Origin of the sequence: Pseudomonas sp. SJZ078, from assembly GCF_007828255.1 — a bacterium.
Taxonomy (GTDB): Bacteria; Pseudomonadota; Gammaproteobacteria; order Pseudomonadales; family Pseudomonadaceae; genus Aquipseudomonas.
Genome location: NZ_VIUG01000057.1, coordinates 1 through 17,879, shown reverse-complemented (window position 1 = coordinate 17,879; position 17,879 = coordinate 1). Strand labels below are relative to the sequence as shown.

Here is a 17,879-nt window from a genome sequence, read left to right as displayed (position 1 = left end):
TCCAAGGCCAGGGCGGCCGAGGACAGTGAAGATTTCCAAAACTCGGTATCCGGTAGATCGTAAGGCCGCTCCGCTTAAGTGAACAGCATTACGGCCCTGCCGGGGGTTTTGTCATGTGCAGATAAAATCCCCTTCGCTACACCCCCCGCCCCATTGCCCGTCTACACTCGAAACATCCTCCCTATGCCATGACGAGACCGTGATGCCCAGACTGACGGCCCTGCTCTTGCTGTCATTGATGACCTGGACCGCAACGGCTGGCGCGTTGATGCTCACTGACGAAGAGCGCCGCTGGCTCAAGGACCACCCTGACCTGCGCCTGGGCGTCGATGCCTCATGGCCACCGTTCGAATTTCGCGACGATCAAGGCCGTTATCAAGGCCTGGCCGCCGATTACGTCGAAATCATCCGTGAACGGCTGGCCGTCACATTCACACCTGTCGAGCCTGCCAGCTGGACCGCTGTGCTGGAGTCCGTCGCACAAGGCAAGATCGATCTGCTGCCGGGCATTATGTCCACCCCCGAACGGCAGAATTTCCTGGCATTTACCCGCCCTTACCTGGACTTTCCCATCGTCATCCTGGCTCATCAAGGCGCAGCCCAGCCTCACAATCTCAAAGACCTGTACGGGTTGAAGATTGCCGTGGTGGAAAACTATGCCCCCCATGAGCTACTGCGCAATCATCATCCCGACCTGAACCTGGTGGCGCTGCCCAACGTCAGTTCAGCCCTGCAAGCCCTGGTCACCGATAAAGTGGATGCTGTGGTAGGCGACCTTGCCTCCAGCGTCTGGAGCCTGCGCCAGCTCAAGCTCGAAGGCCTTTATGTCAGCGGCGAGACGCCCTATCGCTATCAATTGGCTATGGCCGTTCCCCGCGACAACAAAATCCTGGTCGGCATCCTGGACAAAGTCATCGCCGACATGAACCCGGCCGAGATCGCTGAAATCCAGGAGAAATGGGTCGGCAATGTACGCGACTACCGAGAGTTCTGGTCCGACCTGCTGATTTATGGGCTGCCTGGAATGCTGCTTTTGATGGGTATTCTGGTGGCAGTGATTCGTGTCAACCGCCGCCTAAGCTCGGAGATCGCCCGTCGAGTCGACCTGGAACAGGAACTGCGCAGCAGCGAATACCACTATCGCGGACTGGTGGAAAGCCTCTCGGCGATTGCCTGGGAAGCCAAGGTCAGCGACTTCACCTACACCTATGTGTCGCCCCATGCCGAAGATTTGCTCGGCTATCCCCTTGCCCATTGGTTGATACCGGGCTTCTGGCGCAACATCATTCATCCGGCCGACCTGATCCGCGCCCAGACCTATTGCGATCATGAAGTGCTCGCCGGACGCGACCATTCTATCGATTACCGGGTCATCACCGCCGATGGCCGCTGCTTGTGGGTCCGCGACATTGTCAGCCTGATTGAACACGGTCACGAACCGGTGATGCGCGGGCTGATGATCGACATCAGTGAAGCCAAGCGCACCGAGGAAGCGCTGCGTCTCTCGGAACAGAAATTCGCCTCGGTATTCCGCCAGTGCCCGGACATCCTGGTGATCGCGCGCCTGCTGGATGGATGCCTGCTGGAAGTCAACAAAGCCTTCGAAGAACAGATCGGCCTGAGCGCCGACGCGGTGGTGGGCCAGACCGCGACCGAGCTGAACATCTGGGGTATCCAGGGCGTTGGCCCGAGCCTGCTGCAGCGCTTGCAGGCCGGGAGTATCCGCAACCTGGAAATGCCCTTTCGCCGCAGCAACGGCCAGGTATTCACCGGGCTGATCTCCGCCGAACCCTTCGACCTCGACACGACCCCCGCGCTGGTCGTGGTGGTGCGGGACATTAGTCAACTCAAGGAAACCCAACAACAATTGCAAACCTCCGAAGAGAAGTTCGCCAAGGCTTTCCACGCTTCGCCCGACGGTTTGCTGCTGTCCCGACAAAGCGACGGCCTGCTGATCGAAGTCAACGAAGGCTTCAGCCGTATCACCGGTTTCAACAGCGCCCTGTCGGTGGACCGCTCCACCCTGGACCTGGGGATCTGGGTCAATCTCAACGAACGCAAACAGATGCTCGACCTGCTGCAACGTGACGGTTATGTCAGGGACTTCAGCTGCCACATCCGGCGCAACGATGGGCAGATACGGCTCTGCGAAGTCTCCAGTCGCCCGCTGCCCATCGGCAATGAAGACTGCATGCTGACCATCGCCCGGGACATCACCGAACGCCATCTGATGCAGGAAAAACTGCAACAGGCCGCCACCGTGTTCGAAAGCACGGCCGAAGGCGTGCTGATCACCGATACGCAACAGCACATCAGCGCCGTGAACCGCGCCTTTAGCGAAATCACCGGCTATAGCGAAACCGAAGCCTTGGGCCATACGCCACGCCTGCTGGCTTCCGGCTTGCACGACAGCGCATTCTACGCCGCGATGTGGCACCAGTTGACGGCAGAGGGGCATTGGCAGGGGGAAATCTCCAATCGCCGCAAGAACGGCGAGCTGTACCCCAGTTGGCTGACCATCAGCGCGGTGCGCAACCGTGATCAGCAAATCACCCATTTCGTCGCCGTCTTCGCCGATATCTCCAGTCTCAAACACGCCCAGGCCAAGCTCGACTACCAGGCTCACCACGATCCACTCACCGGCCTGCCCAATCGCACGCTGTTCGAAAGCCGCTTGCTGACGGCCCTCAACAACCAGCAGGAAAACGGTGGGCAAGGTGCGGTACTTTTCCTGGACCTGGACCGCTTCAAGCACATCAACGACAGCCTGGGACACCCGGTCGGCGACCTGCTGCTCAAGGGCATCGCCGTGCGTCTGCGGGAGCAGCTGCGTGATATCGACACCGTGGCGCGGCTGGGCGGTGACGAGTTCATCATCCTGCTGCCTGGCCTGCAGCAGCCCAGCGACGCCGAACACATCGCCCTGAAGCTGCTGAACTGTTTCGCCGCCCCCTTCCAGGCCGGCGAACACGAGTTCTTCATCAGCGCCAGCATCGGCACCAGCCTCTACCCTCAGGATGGCTGCGACGTCGCCACGCTGGTCAAGAACGCCGATGCGGCGATGTACCGCTCCAAGGCCAAGGGCCGCAACCGGGTGGAAAGCTACACCCGCGACCTCACCGCCCAGGCCAGCGAGCGCGTGGCCATGGAATACGAACTGCGCAGAGCGATTGAACGTAACGAGCTGTCACTGTCTTTCCAACCGAAAATCAGCCTCACCGATAACCGGCTGGTAGGCGCCGAGGCCCTGATTCGCTGGACCCACCCGACGTTTGGCGACGTGCCACCGGAACACTTCATTCCACTGGCGGAAGAAAATGGCATGATCCTGCAGATCGGCGATTGGGTCCTCGAACACGCCTGCCGGCAGTTACACGAATGGAACAACGCCTACGAAAGCTTCGGTCCGCTGTCGGTCAACCTGGCCGGGGCGCAACTTCGCCAACCAAACTTGCTGGTACGTATCGAACAACTCCTGCGAGAGAACCATCTCAGGCCTGGTCTATTGCAACTGGAAATTACCGAAAACTTCATCATGAGCCAGGCCGAAGAAGCCCTGACGGTGCTGCATCAACTCAAGAAGCTCGGCGTGCAACTGGCCATCGACGACTTCGGCACGGGCTACTCCTCCCTGAGCTACCTCAAGCGCCTGCCGCTGGACATCCTCAAGATCGACCAGTCCTTCGTCCGCGGCCTCCCCGACGACCCCCATGATGTGGCCATCGTGCGGGCAATCATTGCCCTGGGCCGCAGCATGCAATTCACCATCATCGCCGAGGGCGTCGAAACCCTGGCCCAACAGCAATTCCTGGCCGAAGAAGGCTGCGAACAGATCCAGGGCTACATCGTCAGCCTGCCCCTGTGCGCCGACGAATTCGCCGCGACGTTTCTGCGTATGACCGTATCGGATTTTTCGGATAGCACAGCCGAGAAACCGTCGCTATAATCCGCGGCCTACTGAGGGCCTATAGCTCAGTCGGTTAGAGCAGAGGACTCATAATCCTTTGGTCCACGGTTCGAGTCCGTGTGGGCCCACCAACTTGAAAGCCGCGCAATGCGCGGCTTTCGCGTGTCTGGCGCCTGGATTTTAAGCCCCCCTCCCTTGCTCCCCTGGTTCACCAGAAGCAATACTCCGTGGGCTGACAACGGTGAAAGCCATCCCGCGCCGAATCCTTTCACTCAAATCCCTCACCGAGACGCTCATCATCGCCACCCTCCCCCGACTGTTCCTAGAGCTATTCTGGCAACTCGCCATCCTCCTGGTTCCGGCCTTTTTCGTCACGGTCATGCCACCCCCGCTGGCACTGCTAACGGTGCTGCTCTTCGGCCTGTTGATGGGCATCGCGGCGAGACTGGGTTTCTTATCAGTGGGACGGGGCTGTGCCCGGTTGATGATCGGCGCCGTCTTTGGCCTGGGTTTCAGCCTGGGCAGGGCGCTGCCCGAGTGGTGGGGTATTTTGGCGGCAATCGCCGCCATCATCGGCGGGCTCGCCTGCGTCAGCAAATGGGAGCGCCGTCTCGGCCTGGTGTCGGACCCTATCAAAGGGCCAAGTGCCTGGGGCGGATCCGAGCCGCAACTGACTCCTGAGGGTGAACCGATCCGGACGTTCAACCACGGCGAAATCGCCATGGGCGGCCCGACCTATTGCGACTATCTGTTTCCTGATGGCGTGCTCCTGCAAGGCCTTGGTTCCTCAGCGGTGTTTTCCAGCGATGGGCGTTATTTCGCCGCACCGGTGCCGTCCCGGCAGGCCTGGGGGCTGGTCGTCCTGGATCGTCAACAGCGCCGGGTCTACCGCTGCGACAACAGTGAGTTCTGGGAACTGGACACGTTGGACCTTGATCGCCTGAGCGGTCGTTATAGCCCGTTGGTGGATAACAGTGTTCGCCAGACTCGGATCGATGAGCTGTTGCAAGCCGCCAGCGCTACCGATCTGCTACCCGTTGCTGACCTTTGGCTGGAACCTGGCAGTTACCCGGACAATATCGCGTGCACCTTCGAACGGCGCTCCGCTGACGGGCAACAATGCCTGGTAGGTTACATCGTCTTGCCTGCGGCTTTTCGCGATCTGCCCCAGCCTTTGGAACCATTGCGTTCACCGCGCTATGCCATCAGCGTCAATGGACAACCGTCGGCTCTGCTGATGGCCGCCGACACAGCATTGGTATGGAGCACCGATCAACGCGCGCTGGTGTGTCAGGCCCAGGAACAAACCGGGCATCCGAGCGGCGACCGCTACTGGTTGTGGCAGGTTGACCAGGGCTGGCGGGCACTGCCTTCGCCGTGGGTGAAGCGTGAGGCCGAACCCTCTTTCTATTGGCATGACGTGTCGAGCCTCGACGAGCACCATGTGCATATCGAGTCGTACCTCGACTACCCGCGTCCATCCCTCGGCCGCTATGGCTATCGCCTCGACAGCATCCACAGCGATACCGAAATCCAGGCGGGCCATGACGCCCAGGGTCGGGTGCAGGTCGCCGAGTTTCAACTGACCCGAATGAGCATTGCGATGCCGCGGGACGGTCAGGGCCGGCGAGGTGAGTCGTTCATAGCGACGCAGCCAATGCTGGGCGGTATCTGCGCTCACTTGATCTGGCTTTGCGACAACAACGAAGGATTGGGGGCTTATCGCTGTCAGATCGGTGACTGGCAGTTGCCGGGGCGCTGGCTACTGGATCATCGGGTTTCCGACTGCGGTCGTTATCTGGCGCTGTTACCTTTTGCAGATTCGATGACAGTCGCGACCCACGCGGCGGTTGTCGACGTGAAGGCGCGATGCGTGCTGGAAGGGCCCAGCATGTGGGTGGCCCGCCTACTCGATTTCCGTGCCGGCCTACTGAGTCTGGCGGCGATCGTCGGCCGCCTGGATCAGGACCTGAACGGCAATGCGCTGCAACGCTTCAATGTGCCTGCGCCGAAGGTCGGTGGCGATCCTTCGTTCTTTCATCCCGACGAGCAATCCCGGCTGTTCTACACCACCGTGGAGTTGCGGGTGACCGAGTCACAGCTCTACCGCGTTGCCCCTTGGCGCCTGGTGGATCGCCCGCAGGCTGCCATTGCCGAGGGCGATTTCATCCAGCCCTCCTCCACCCATCGGGATGCCGCCTGGCTGTTCGGCAGCGAGACGGAATATGCCGACAGTTGGGTCCGTGCGAATGCACCGCGGCTCGGCGGTCATCTGTTGACCGCATCCGGCTGTGCATTGAGTGACCTTGCGCCCTCGATGATCTGGTCGCCGGACGGCCGCTATCTCGCGCTGACCCGCATGGCCACCGATGTGACGGAGCTCTGTGGAAGCTATCGCGGCTGGCTGTTGCTGCTACTCGACGTTCAAGCGCACACGCTGCGGGTGCATCCACAATGGTTGGGCAACCGTCCGCTGTTTGAAGGTTTCGACGAGCAACATGTGCACCTACGCTGCTTTGAACGGGATTGGGAAGCGGAGGACGATGAGGACCCAGGTTCCTTGCGGTCACTGCCACTGGCGCTGTTGCTGCAACTACCCGGTGAACAATTGGTCTGCCAGGATGGTTTCTGGCTCCAGGCCTCGCACGTACATCTGGCGTCCTACTGGCAAGCCTTGGCATTACCTGCCAGCAACTATTTCGGGCACAAGAGCCTGTAACATGCCCACCACCGATGCCCACGCCGGAGCCCACCTTGTCTGACACCCGCCCTCCCGTCCTCGACGAAATCGACCGTCAACTGATCGCCGCCCTGCAAATCAATGCCCGGGAAAGCGTCGCCATGCTCGCCCGGCAACTGGGCATCGCCCGGACGACCGTGACCTCGCGGCTGGCCCGGCTGGAAAAAACCAAGGTGATTACCGGCTATGGCGTGCGCCTTGGACAACGGGTGGTCGATGGCGGCCTGCAGGCTTACGTCGGCATCAAGGTCCAACCGCGCTCCGGCAAGGACGTGTTGCGGCGCCTGAGCGCCATGGCCCAGGTCCAGCAGTTATGCGCGGTCAGTGGCGAATTCGATTACGTGGCCTGGCTGCGCACCGACTCACCGGAACAGCTGGACCAGTTGCTGGACCAGATCGGCAGCGTGGATGGCGTGGAGAAGACAACCACCTCGATCATTCTCAGCAGCAAGATCGATCGAGGGCAGCCGGTCTAGGGCCTGTGTCAGCCGAGTCAATGTGGGAGCGAGCCTGCTCGCGATTGCGCAGTGTCAGTCCAGATAGATGTTGACTGGACTGACGCTATCGCGAGCAGGCTCGCTCCCACGGGGACTGCACTTCGTCACTTTGTCTTGCGTGCACTTCATAATGACTCCAGGCAAACCAAAACGACGACACATTGCGTCTTATTAACGTGTTCCACGCTCTCTAGAATGGCCGGCATCTTTCCTATACTCAGACGCGAGCCAGCGTCGGGTCGCCCCACAAGGTCAGCCATGAACAAGCACAATCGCCATCCAGCAGACGGTAAGAAGCCCATCACCATTTTCGGGCCGGACTTTCCTTTCGCCTTCGACGACTGGATCGAGCATCCGGCCGGCCTGGGCAGTATTCCGGCTGACAACCTCGGAGCGGAGGTGGCGGTCGTCGGGGCTGGGATCTCTGGCCTGGTGGCAGCGTACGAGTTGATGAAGCTGGGCCTCAAGCCGGTAGTCTACGAGGCGTCGAAAATGGGCGGGCGGTTGCGCTCCCAGGCGTTCAATGGTGCCGAAGGCATTGTTGCCGAATTGGGGGGCATGCGCTTCCCGGTGTCGTCCACGGCGTTCTACCACTACGTCGACAAGCTCGGACTGGAAACCAAGCCGTTTCCCAACCCGTTGACCCCGGCTTCTGGCAGCACCGTCATCGACCTGGAGGGGCAGACTTTCTACGCGCAGAAATTGGCGGACCTTCCCGCGTTGTTCCAGGAAGTGGCCGACGCCTGGGCCGATGCGCTGGAGGACGGCTCACGCTTCAGCGAGATCCAGCAGGCGATTCGCGACCGTGACGTGTCGCGCCTCAAGGAGCTGTGGAACACGTTGGTGCCGCTGTGGGACGACCGCACCTTCTATGATTTCGTCGCCACCTCCAAGGCATTCGCCAAACTTTCGTTCCAGCATCGTGAAGTATTCGGCCAGGTCGGCTTCGGCACCGGTGGCTGGGATTCGGACTTCCCCAACTCGATGCTGGAAATCTTCCGCGTGGTGATGACCAACTGCGACGATCACCAGCACCTGGTGGTGGGCGGCGTCGAACAGGTGCCCCACGGCATCTGGAAACACGTGCCGGAACGCTGTGCACACTGGCCGAAAGGCACCAGCCTGAGTTCGCTGCACCTGGGCGCGCCCCGCAGTGGTGTGAAACGCATCGCTCGCGCCGAGGATGGCCGGTTCAGCGTGACGGATGTCTGGGGCGACACCCGGGAATACGCCGCGGTGCTGGTCACCTGCCAGAGCTGGCTGCTGACCACCCAGATCGAATGTGAAGAGGCGCTGTTCTCGCAAAAGATGTGGATGGCCCTGGACCGCACTCGCTACATGCAATCATCGAAGACCTTTGTCATGGTCGACCGCCCGTTCTGGAAAGACAAAGACCCGGAAACCGGCCGCGACCTGATGAGCATGACCCTCACCGACCGCCTCACACGCGGCACCTACCTGTTCGACAACGGCGATGACAAGCCAGGCGTCATCTGCCTGTCGTACTCCTGGATGAGCGATGCCCTGAAAATGCTGCCCCATCCCGTGGAAAAACGCGTGAAACTGGCCCTCGATGCCCTGAAGAAGATCTACCCCAAGGTGGACATTGCCGCCCGGATCATCGGCGATCCGATCACCGTTTCCTGGGAAGCCGACCCGCACTTCCTCGGCGCCTTCAAGGGAGCCTTGCCGGGTCACTATCGCTACAACCAGCGCATGTATGCACACTTCATGCAAGACGACATGCCGGCAGAACAAAGAGGGATCTTTATCGCTGGCGATGACGTCTCATGGACACCGGCCTGGGTTGAAGGCGCGGTGCAGACCTCACTCAATGCCGTGTGGGGAATCATGAAGCACTTCGGCGGTGAAACTCACGCCGAGAACCCGGGTCCAGGTGATGTATTCAACGAGATCGGTCCGATCGCATTGCCTGAATGAAACGGCCCGAATAAAAGGAGTTGTCGATGCGCGTAGCCCTCTATCAATGCCCACCGCTGCCACTGGATCCGGTCGCCAATCTGCAACGCCTGCATCAGGTAGCGCTGGAGGCCAGGGGCGCCGATGTGCTGGTGCTGCCAGAGATGTTCATGACTGGCTACAACATCGGCGTCGACGCGGTGAATGTATTGGCCGAGGTCTACAACGGTGAATGGGCGCAGCAGATCGGCCGCATTGCCAAGGCCGCCGGCCTGGCGATTCTCTATGGCTACCCTGAGCGCAGCGAGGATGGGCAGATCTACAACTCGGTCCAGTTGATCGACGCCCAGGGCGAGCGCCTGGCCAACTATCGCAAGAGCCATCTGTTCGGTGACCTCGATCATGCGATGTTCAGTGCGGGCGACGACTCATTGCCGATCGTGAGCCTCAACGGCTGGAAGCTCGGCTTCCTGATCTGCTACGACCTGGAGTTCCCGGAGAACGCCCGACGCCTGGCCCTGGCCGGCGCCGAACTGATCCTGGTGCCAACCGCCAACATGCAGCCCTATGAGTTCATTGCCGACGTTACGGTGCGCGCCCGGGCTATCGAGAACCAGTGCTTCGTGGCCTACGCCAATTACTGCGGCCATGAAGGTGAATTGCAGTATTGCGGCCAGAGCAGCATTGCCGCGCCGGACGGCAGCCGCCCCGCCCTTGCGGGACTGGATGAAGCCTTGATCGTGGGTGAACTGGACCGTCAGTTGATGGACGACTCCCGGGCAGCCTACAACTACCTGCATGACCGCCGCCCTGCGCTTTACGGCGACTTGCGCAAGCACTGATTGAGAACATCCTCCAATCCGCTAGCATGAGCGCATCTCTGCCTTGGAAGCGCTCATGCCGGCCCCCGACTCCCTCCTCCCCTCTACCGAAACCCTGGCCAACGGCCTGAGGGTGACATTGCGTCATGCATCCGGCCTCAAACGCAGCGCAGCCGTGCTGCGGGTGGCCGCTGGCAGCCATGATGCGCCGCTGGCCTGGCCGGGCATGGCACATTTCCTCGAACACCTTTTCTTCCTTGGAACTGAGCGTTTTCCCACGGGAGAACATTTGATGGCCTACGTGCAACGGCATGGCGGCCAAGTCAACGCGCGGACCAGCGAACGCACCACAGACTTTTTCATCGAGTTGCCGCCCGTTGCCTTCGCCGGCGGACTGGAGCGTCTGCAGGACATGCTTGCCCATCCGCGCCTCGACGAAGACGATCAGTTGCGGGAGCGGGAAGTGTTGCAGGCAGAGTTCATCGCCTGGTCCCAGGACGCGGCGGCCCAGCGCCAGGTTGCCCTGATTGATGGCCTCTCGACAGCCCATCCGCTAAGGGGTTTTCACGCGGGTAACCGTGACAGCCTGGCGGTGGAGCAGCCCGAATTCCAGACGGCACTGCGGGATTTTTACCGACGGTTCTACCACAGCGGTCAAATGACCCTGAGCCTGGCTGGCCCGCAAGGCGTTGATGAGCTGGGCGCACTGGCAGAATCATTCGGCAACGGCTTGCCTGCCGGCGACATAGCTGCCCGGCAGTCACCACCGAGACTGATGGAGTCGTCCGATGCAGGTTATCAACAGGTCAGCGACGGTCGCCTCGATCTGCTATTCGCGTTCGAAGACCTGCCCGACGCTTCGCCCCAGGCCCTGGATTTTCTCTGCACCTGGCTGAACACCGGCAAACACGGCGGCTTGTTGGCCACCTTGCGCCAACGTGGGCTGGTTGACAGCCTCAACGCCACGCCACTGTATGAATTTGCCGGACAGGCGCTGCTGCACATTGAACTCAAGCTCGATGAGCCTCAACGGCAGGACGAAATAGAGCCGTTGCTGCACGACTGGTTGGGATTTTTTGCCGCCCAGGACGACTGGACGTCCTTGCGCAAGGAGTCGGTCGCCATGTTCCACTGCCGGCAGATCACAGGATCGGCGCTGCAACTGGCTCGCTCGGACAATGAAGGACGGGGAGCCTCCCTGTCGGAGAACGATCTCGTGCGGCTCAGGGAAATCCTCAGGCAGTTGCAACCGGCATCTCACTTCACCGAAGCATGGCAGTTGCCCGCACCCAACCCGTTCCTGCAAACGGCTGCCGAGCCACCCCGCGCCGGACTGATACGCGGCCAGACGAGCGCCCATCGCGGTTTGCGAACCTTCGCCCAGGATCGCTCCCGGGGGCGACGCGACCGCTCCCCCATGCAGTTCCGGCAAGGGCTGACGGATAACAGCCGCGAAGGCGTGGTATACCTGCGCTGGCGTCTGTCAGCTCAGCCACCGCATGACCTTCAAGCCAGGCTGGAACGGCACCTGCAGGATTTGCGAGAAGAGGCCCGGCAGGCCGGGGTGGAGGTCACTGTGGAAGCCACCGAAGGCCAATGCCTGCTGAAGCTGGTCGGTTTGCAGGCACCGATGCCGTTGGTGCTCGAACAGGTTCTGAAAAAGTTGGGAGAGCCGCTGCCCAATGCTGTAAACGAAGCGCCGCTGATACCGATTCGACATTTGTTGAAGGCGCTGGCGGACCATTGCCGGCCGTCGTCTCCACCGGAAACGCTGTCGAAGCCCGACAGCGACCAAAACCTGTGGGCAAGCGCCGAGTGGGACGGCCTGGCCATCGGCCTTTCTGAAACGACCCAGGGCATCATCGGCCCTGCCCTGGCCAGGGTGCCTGGCATCGCCGGCCAGCCCGTCGAACCGGTGCCACTCCTGGCGCAGCGCATCTGGTACACGTTGCCAAGCCAGGGCGACGAACAGGCCGTGTTGCTGTTTTGTCCGACGCCCACCCTGGCGTTGTCCGACGAGGCCGCTTGGCGGTTACTGGCACAGTTGTGTCAAACGCCGTTCTACCAACGCCTGCGGGTCGAGTTGCAGTTGGGCTACGCGGTGTTCAGCGGATTGAGACAGATCAACGGGCAGGCCGGCCTGCTGTTCGGTGCCCAATCCCCCAGTGCCTCAGCGGCTGGGTTGATCAGCCACATCGACGTGTTCCTGATGGGATTACCAGAGTTGATCCGACAGATCGACGATTCGACCTTGCTAGGCCAACAACGGACACTCGCGTCCCAGTTCCACAGCGATGCTCTGCCCTGCGCCCAAGCGGCCGAGCTGCTTTGGCAGGGCAAGCTGGCCGGCCGGCCGTCGGATTACCTTGAGCAACTTAGCGATGCAATCGCGGGGTTGAATCGCGCGCAATTGCTCGATGCCGCCCGCCGCCTGATCGACGCCGAAGGTGGCCGATATTGCCTGAGCAACGGCGCTTGCCCGGACACACATCGGTACCTGCCGAAATGATCGTTACAGCGTCTGCAACGAGCTTTCTCGGAGAATCGAGGCGTACTAAATTGTTTAATTTAGTAACATAGCTGCCTAAGCATCTGAACATCTCCGAGCGGAGGTGGACTATATGTATAGATCCGAACCGTCCCACCCCAACCAAAGGAGTATTTCCATGTCCTGGTCCAAACCCGCATATATCGACCTGCGTATCGGTTTCGAAGTCACCATGTACTTCGCCAACCGTTGATTGCTGCAGTCGGTTGAACGCGCAGCAAACGCCTCGGTCACCCGGGGCGTTTTTTATTTCGGTTTGCAGATGGAGCGGCCATGTTCGTCCAGATTCTAGGTTCCGCCGCCGGCGGCGGTTTCCCTCAATGGAACTGCAATTGCGCCAATTGCGCCGGCTTTCGCAACGGCAGCCTGCGGGCCCAGGCGCGCACTCAGTCATCCATCGCGATTTCCGATGACGGTGTGAGCTGGGTACTGTGCAACGCCTCTCCGGACATCCGCGCCCAGCTCCAGAGCTTCGCTCCGATGCAGCCGGGCCGAGCCCTGCGGGACACCGGCATCGGCGCCATCATCCTGATGGACAGCCAGATCGACCACACCACCGGCCTGCTCAGCCTGCGCGAAGGCTGCCCGCATCAAGTCTGGTGCACTGACATGGTCCATGAAGACCTGAGCACGGGCTTTCCGCTGTTCAATATGCTGACCCACTGGAACGGCGGGCTGAGCTGGAATCGCATCGAACTCGACCAGAGCTTTACCGTTCAGGCCTGCCCGAACCTGCGCTTCACGCCGCTGCCCCTGCGCAGCGCCGCACCGCCCTATTCACCCCATCGCTTCGACCCGCACCCGGGCGACAACATCGGGCTGATCGTCGAAGACCTGCGCACGGGCGGCAAACTGTTCTATGCCCCAGGCCTGGGCCAGGTCGATGGTCCGTTACTGGAGATCATGGCCGGCAGCGATTGCCTGCTGGTGGACGGCACGATGTGGGACGACGATGAAATGCAGCGCCGTGGCGTTGGCACCCGGATAGGCCGGGAAATGGGCCATCTGGCGCAGAACGGTCCCGGCGGTATGCTGGAAGTGCTGGAGCAACTGCCCGGGCCACGCAAGGTGCTTATCCATATCAACAATACCAATCCGATTCTTGATGAAGACTCACCGGAACGGGCCGAACTTGTACGCCGAAAGATTGAAGTGGCCTACGACGGAATGAGTATTGAGTTATAGGGAGGGTGGGATGAATGTGGGGGTGGGTCAGGCAATGTTGATGTTGGCTGGGCCGGCCTAATCGCGAGCAGGCTCGCTCCCACAGAGGCTTGAGTGACATCGGATATTTCATGCACTACAAAACCCATGTGGGAGCGAGCCTGCTCGCGATGGGGCCGGCCCTGGCCCCACAGAACCCACGGGAATTGCCCGGAGAACCGCAATGACTGATACCCCCCTGTCCCCCGCCGAGTTCGAAGCGGCCCTGCGTGCCAAGGGCGCGTATTACCACATCCACCACCCGTATCACGTGGCGATGTATGAAGGCCGTGCCACTCGCGAGCAGATCCAGGGCTGGGTCGCGAACCGTTTCTACTATCAAGTGAATATACCCCTCAAGGACGCCGCGATCCTGGCCAACTGCCCGGACCGGGAAATCCGTCGCGAGTGGATCCAGCGCCTGCTCGACCATGATGGCGCGCCCGGCGAAGACGGCGGCATCGAAGCCTGGCTACGGCTAGGCCAGGCGGTGGGCCTGGATCCCGATCAACTGCGCTCCCAGGAGCTGGTGTTGCCGGGGGTACGCTTCGCGGTGGACGCCTATGTCAACTTCGCTCGCCGGGCCAGTTGGCAAGAGGCCGCCAGCAGCTCGCTGACCGAACTGTTCGCTCCACAAATCCACCAGTCGCGCCTGGACAGCTGGCCCCAGCATTACCCGTGGATCGACCCGGCCGGCTATGAATACTTTCGCACCCGCCTGGGGCAGGCCCGCCGTGACGTGGAACATGGCCTGGCGATTACCTTGCAGCATTACACCACCCGCGCGGGCCAGGAGCGCATGCTGGAGATTCTCCAGTTCAAACTGGACATCCTCTGGAGCATGCTCGACGCGATGAGCATGGCCTACGAATTGAACCGCCCGCCCTACCACAGCGTGACCGGACAACGGGTTTGGCACAAAGGAATCCCTTTATGAGTTTCGACCGCAGCAAAACCCCTCGCTGGCGCCCCGGCTATCGCTTCCAGTACGAACCGGCGCAGAAAGGTCATGTGTTGCTCTATCCTGAAGGCATGATCAAGCTCAACGACAGCGCTGCGCTGATCGGCGGCCTGATCGACGGTGTGCGTGACGTCGCAGCCATCATCGACGAGCTGGCCAAGCAGTTTCCCGACGTGCCCGAACTCGGTGATGACATCGAGCAATTCATGGAGGTCGCCCGTGCAGAGCACTGGATCGAACTTGCCTGACCAGCCAGCGATCGGCTTGCCGCTGTGGTTGCTGGCGGAGCTGACCTATCGTTGCCCGCTGCAATGCCCCTACTGCTCCAACCCGCTGGACTTTGCCGAGCAGGGCAAGGAACTGAGCACCGAGCAGTGGTTCAAGGTCTTTCGCGAAGCCAGGGAAATGGGCGCCGCGCAGCTGGGCTTTTCCGGTGGCGAACCGCTGGTGCGCCAAGACCTCGCCGAACTGATCGGCGAGGCGCGCAAGCTGGGTTTCTACACCAACCTGATCACCTCCGGCATCGGTTTGACCGAACAGAAAATCAGCGACTTCAAGAAGGCCGGCCTGGATCATATCCAGATCAGTTTCCAGGCCAGCGACGAGCAGGTGAACAACCTGCTGGCCGGCTCGAAGAAAGCCTTCACACAGAAACTGGAAATGGCCCGGGCGGTGAAGGCCCACGGCTACCCGATGGTGCTCAACTTCGTCACCCATCGGCACAACATCGACAAGATCGACCACATCATCGAGCTGTGCATAGCCCTTGAGGCCGATTTCGTCGAACTCGCCACCTGCCAGTTCTACGGCTGGGCGCAGCTCAACCGAGTGGGGCTGCTGCCTACCCGGGAGCAACTGGTACGTGCCGAACGCATCACCAACGAGTATCGCGCCAGGCTCGAAGCCCAGGGGCATCCGTGCAAGCTGATCTTCGTCACCCCGGATTACTATGAAGAACGTCCCAAGGCCTGCATGAACGGCTGGGGCAGCCTTTTCCTGACGGTAACGCCGGACGGTACCGCATTGCCTTGTCACGGCGCCCGACAGCTGCCGGTGCAATTCCCCAACGTGCGCGACCACAGCATGCAGCACATCTGGTACGACTCCTTCGGTTTCAACCGCTTCCGCGGTTATGACTGGATGCCCGAGCCGTGCCGCTCCTGCGATGAAAAGGAACAGGACTTCGGCGGTTGTCGCTGCCAGGCGTTCATGCTCACGGGCGACGCCAGCAACGCCGACCCGGTATGCAGCAAATCCGAACATCACGGGGTAATCCTCAAGGCCCGGGAAGAAGCCGAGCACGCCACCCAGACCATCGAGCAACTGGCCTTCCGCAATGAACGAAACTCGCACCTCATCGCCAAAAGCTGACCCCTTCAGCGCCGCCCAGGCCGTTGCGGCGGGGATCGACTTCGCCGAGTTGCAGCTCGGCCCACTGGGCCTGTTCTGGAACGAATATCGCCCGGAAGACGGGGCCTGCCGGATCTGGCAATGGCAAGACGCCAAGGTCCGCTGCCTGACCCCGGACGGCTTCAGCGCGCGCAGCCGGGTCTATGAATATGGCGGCGGATCGTTCTGCCTGGGTGATAACGGCGTGCTGTTCGTCAACGACACGGACCAGCAGCTGTACCACCAACTGTTGAGCGGCGAGACGCCCGTGGCGCTGACGTCGGGCGACTGTCGATACGGCGATCTCGGTTTTGCTGCCGGCCAGGTATTGGCAGTGGAGGAACAGGCCAAGCGGCATCGCCTGGTCTCGATCGGCCTGGCAGATCGGCAGCGGCATTTATTGGCCGAAGGCGCTGACTTCTATGCCGCGCCGACTATGAGCCCCGACGGCCAGCGGCTGGCCTGGATCGAGTGGAGCCGTCCGCATCAGCCGTGGACGGCCACGCGACTGATGCTGGCCGAGCGTACCGCTTCCGGTTGGGGTGAACCACGCTGCGTGGCGGGCAACGCTGAAGAGGAATCCATCCAACAGCCGCGTTTCGATCATGCCAGCCGCTTGTACTGCCTGAGCGATCGCGGCGGCTACTGGCAGCCGTGGGTTGAGTCGAACGACGGCTTGCAACCGTTGCCCTGCGCTGAAGCCGATCACGCTCCCGCACCTTGGCAACTCGGTGGTTGTACCTGGCTGCCGTTGGATGGCACGACGTACCTGGCAAGCTGGACCGAAGCGGGTTTCGGGCGGCTTGGCCTGTGTCGCGGGGACGCTGGGCAGGAAGATTTCACCGGCGTCTACACCCGCTTTCGCAGCCTGGCGCTGGACGAGCGGTTCATTTACGCCATCGTCGCATCACCGGTCAGCCCATCCGCAGTCATCGCGATTGAACGCAACAGCCACGACACACAGGTCCTGGCCGGCGGCGTCGCGCCTCTGCCCGTCGAACAGATCAGCCGCCCGCAGACCCTGCACTATCCGTCGACCTCGGGCATGGCCCATGGATTCTTTTACCCAGCCATGGGAGCGGAAACCAAGCCGCCACTGGTTGTATTCATTCATGGCGGCCCCACCTCGGCCTGTTATCCCCTGTTCGATCCGCGCATCCAGTACTGGACTCAGCGCGGCTTTGCCGTCGCGGACCTGAATTACCGTGGCAGCAGCGGCTATGGCCGGACCTATCGGCAAGCGCTGCATTTGAACTGGGGCGTGGTAGACGTCGAGGATGCCTGCGCGGTGGTTGGCTATCTGGATAAACAAGGCCTGATCGATGGCCGCTGTGCATTCATTCGCGGCGGCAGTGCCGGTGGCTACACGACACTCTGCGCCCTGGCGTTTCACGATGTATTTCGTGCCGGCGCCAGCCTTTATGGTGTCAGCGACCCGGTCGCCCTGGGCCGCGCCACGCACAAGTTTGAAAGCGATTACCTGGATTGGTTGATCGGCGACCCGCAACGGGACGTCGAGCGTTACCGCGCCCGTACTCCATTGCTGCATGCCGACCAGATCCGCGCACCGGTGATTTTCTTTCAGGGCGAACTGGACGCCGTGGTCGTGCCACAGCAAACCCGCGACATGGTCAGGGCGCTGGAGGACAATGGCGTGACGGTCGAAGCGCATTACTACCCGGATGAGCGCCACGGCTTTCGCAAGGCGGCGAACCAGGCCCATGCGCTGGAGCATGAGTGGTTGTTCTATCGGAAGGTGATGGAGCTGTAAGGAAATTAAGAACCTGTGGGAGCGAGCTTGAACTGGCTTAATGATCCCGGACACCTCTTAAGGGCGATATGATTCGCCCCATCAGGAGGATCCATGCAAGAGCGAAAGACCTACACCCGCGA

General features: G+C 61.3%; 12 protein-coding genes and 1 tRNA gene. All 13 read left to right on the top strand.

Annotated features, from left to right (window positions below; all coding sequences use genetic code 11):
* The first annotated feature begins 202 nt into the window (after positions 1-202).
* The 13 genes from FBY02_RS27275 to FBY02_RS27210 all read left to right on the top strand — a co-directional run bounded on the left by FBY02_RS27275 (position 203) and on the right by FBY02_RS27210 (position 17,757).
* Positions 203-3,946, top strand: coding sequence for a bifunctional diguanylate cyclase/phosphodiesterase (locus FBY02_RS27275; RefSeq protein ID WP_144931545.1), 3,744 nt, complete (start codon positions 203-205; stop codon positions 3,944-3,946).
* 15 nt (positions 3,947-3,961) lie between these two features.
* Positions 3,962-4,038 (top strand) — tRNA-Ile (locus FBY02_RS27270).
* A 119-nt stretch (positions 4,039-4,157) separates the two neighbouring features.
* On the top strand, positions 4,158-6,626 hold the full coding sequence (locus tag FBY02_RS27265) for a hypothetical protein (protein ID WP_371921442.1): 2,469 nt from the start codon (positions 4,158-4,160) through the stop codon (positions 6,624-6,626).
* Positions 6,627-6,661: 35 nt separating this feature from the next.
* The gene (locus tag FBY02_RS27260; protein WP_144931543.1) at positions 6,662-7,123 is read left to right on the top strand and encodes an Lrp/AsnC family transcriptional regulator; all 462 of its coding nucleotides are present in this window, start codon (positions 6,662-6,664) and stop codon (positions 7,121-7,123) included.
* 279 nt (positions 7,124-7,402) lie between these two features.
* Complete coding sequence (locus FBY02_RS27250; protein ID WP_144931541.1) at positions 7,403-9,085, top strand: NAD(P)/FAD-dependent oxidoreductase; 1,683 nt, start codon at positions 7,403-7,405, stop codon at positions 9,083-9,085.
* A gap of 26 nt (positions 9,086-9,111) precedes the next feature.
* Positions 9,112-9,906, top strand: a complete 795-nt coding sequence (locus tag FBY02_RS27245; RefSeq protein WP_144931539.1) for a carbon-nitrogen hydrolase family protein — start codon at positions 9,112-9,114, stop codon at positions 9,904-9,906.
* Between the two features lie 55 nt (positions 9,907-9,961).
* The gene (gene pqqF, locus FBY02_RS27240) at positions 9,962-12,394 is read left to right on the top strand and encodes a pyrroloquinoline quinone biosynthesis protein PqqF (protein ID WP_144931537.1); all 2,433 of its coding nucleotides are present in this window, start codon (positions 9,962-9,964) and stop codon (positions 12,392-12,394) included.
* 157 nt (positions 12,395-12,551) lie between these two features.
* Complete coding sequence (gene pqqA / locus FBY02_RS27235) at positions 12,552-12,626, top strand: pyrroloquinoline quinone precursor peptide PqqA (protein ID WP_053156473.1); 75 nt, start codon at positions 12,552-12,554, stop codon at positions 12,624-12,626.
* 80 nt (positions 12,627-12,706) lie between these two features.
* Positions 12,707-13,618, top strand: coding sequence for a pyrroloquinoline quinone biosynthesis protein PqqB (gene pqqB, locus FBY02_RS27230; RefSeq protein ID WP_144931535.1), 912 nt, complete (start codon positions 12,707-12,709; stop codon positions 13,616-13,618).
* 202 nt (positions 13,619-13,820) lie between these two features.
* On the top strand, positions 13,821-14,573 hold the full coding sequence (gene pqqC / locus FBY02_RS27225) for a pyrroloquinoline-quinone synthase PqqC (RefSeq protein WP_139640633.1): 753 nt from the start codon (positions 13,821-13,823) through the stop codon (positions 14,571-14,573).
* A complete protein-coding gene (gene pqqD / locus FBY02_RS27220) occupies positions 14,570-14,845 on the top strand; it encodes a pyrroloquinoline quinone biosynthesis peptide chaperone PqqD (RefSeq protein WP_144931534.1) in 276 nt (91 codons plus the stop codon). Before pqqC ends, pqqD begins: the two co-directional genes overlap by 4 nt.
* Complete coding sequence (gene pqqE, locus FBY02_RS27215; protein WP_144931532.1) at positions 14,817-15,968, top strand: pyrroloquinoline quinone biosynthesis protein PqqE; 1,152 nt, start codon at positions 14,817-14,819, stop codon at positions 15,966-15,968. Before pqqD ends, pqqE begins: the two co-directional genes overlap by 29 nt.
* On the top strand, positions 15,934-17,757 hold the full coding sequence (locus tag FBY02_RS27210) for a S9 family peptidase (protein ID WP_144931530.1): 1,824 nt from the start codon (positions 15,934-15,936) through the stop codon (positions 17,755-17,757). Before pqqE ends, FBY02_RS27210 begins: the two co-directional genes overlap by 35 nt.
* Positions 17,758-17,879 lie beyond the last annotated feature (122 nt).

Bases quoted from the DNA above. Each gene is read 5' to 3' on its own strand.
- FBY02_RS27275 (WP_144931545.1), top strand. From the start codon at position 203: ATGCCCAGACTGACGGCCCTGCTCTTGCTGTCATTGATGACCTGGACC.
- FBY02_RS27250 (WP_144931541.1), top strand. From the start codon at position 7,403: ATGAACAAGCACAATCGCCATCCAGCAGACGGTAAGAAGCCCATCACC.
- FBY02_RS27245 (WP_144931539.1), top strand. From the start codon at position 9,112: ATGCGCGTAGCCCTCTATCAATGCCCACCGCTGCCACTGGATCCGGTC.
- pqqF (WP_144931537.1), top strand. From the start codon at position 9,962: ATGCCGGCCCCCGACTCCCTCCTCCCCTCTACCGAAACCCTGGCCAAC.
- pqqB (WP_144931535.1), top strand. From the start codon at position 12,707: ATGTTCGTCCAGATTCTAGGTTCCGCCGCCGGCGGCGGTTTCCCTCAA.
- pqqC (WP_139640633.1), top strand. From the start codon at position 13,821: ATGACTGATACCCCCCTGTCCCCCGCCGAGTTCGAAGCGGCCCTGCGT.
- pqqD (WP_144931534.1), top strand. From the start codon at position 14,570: ATGAGTTTCGACCGCAGCAAAACCCCTCGCTGGCGCCCCGGCTATCGC.
- FBY02_RS27210 (WP_144931530.1), top strand. From the start codon at position 15,934: ATGAACGAAACTCGCACCTCATCGCCAAAAGCTGACCCCTTCAGCGCC.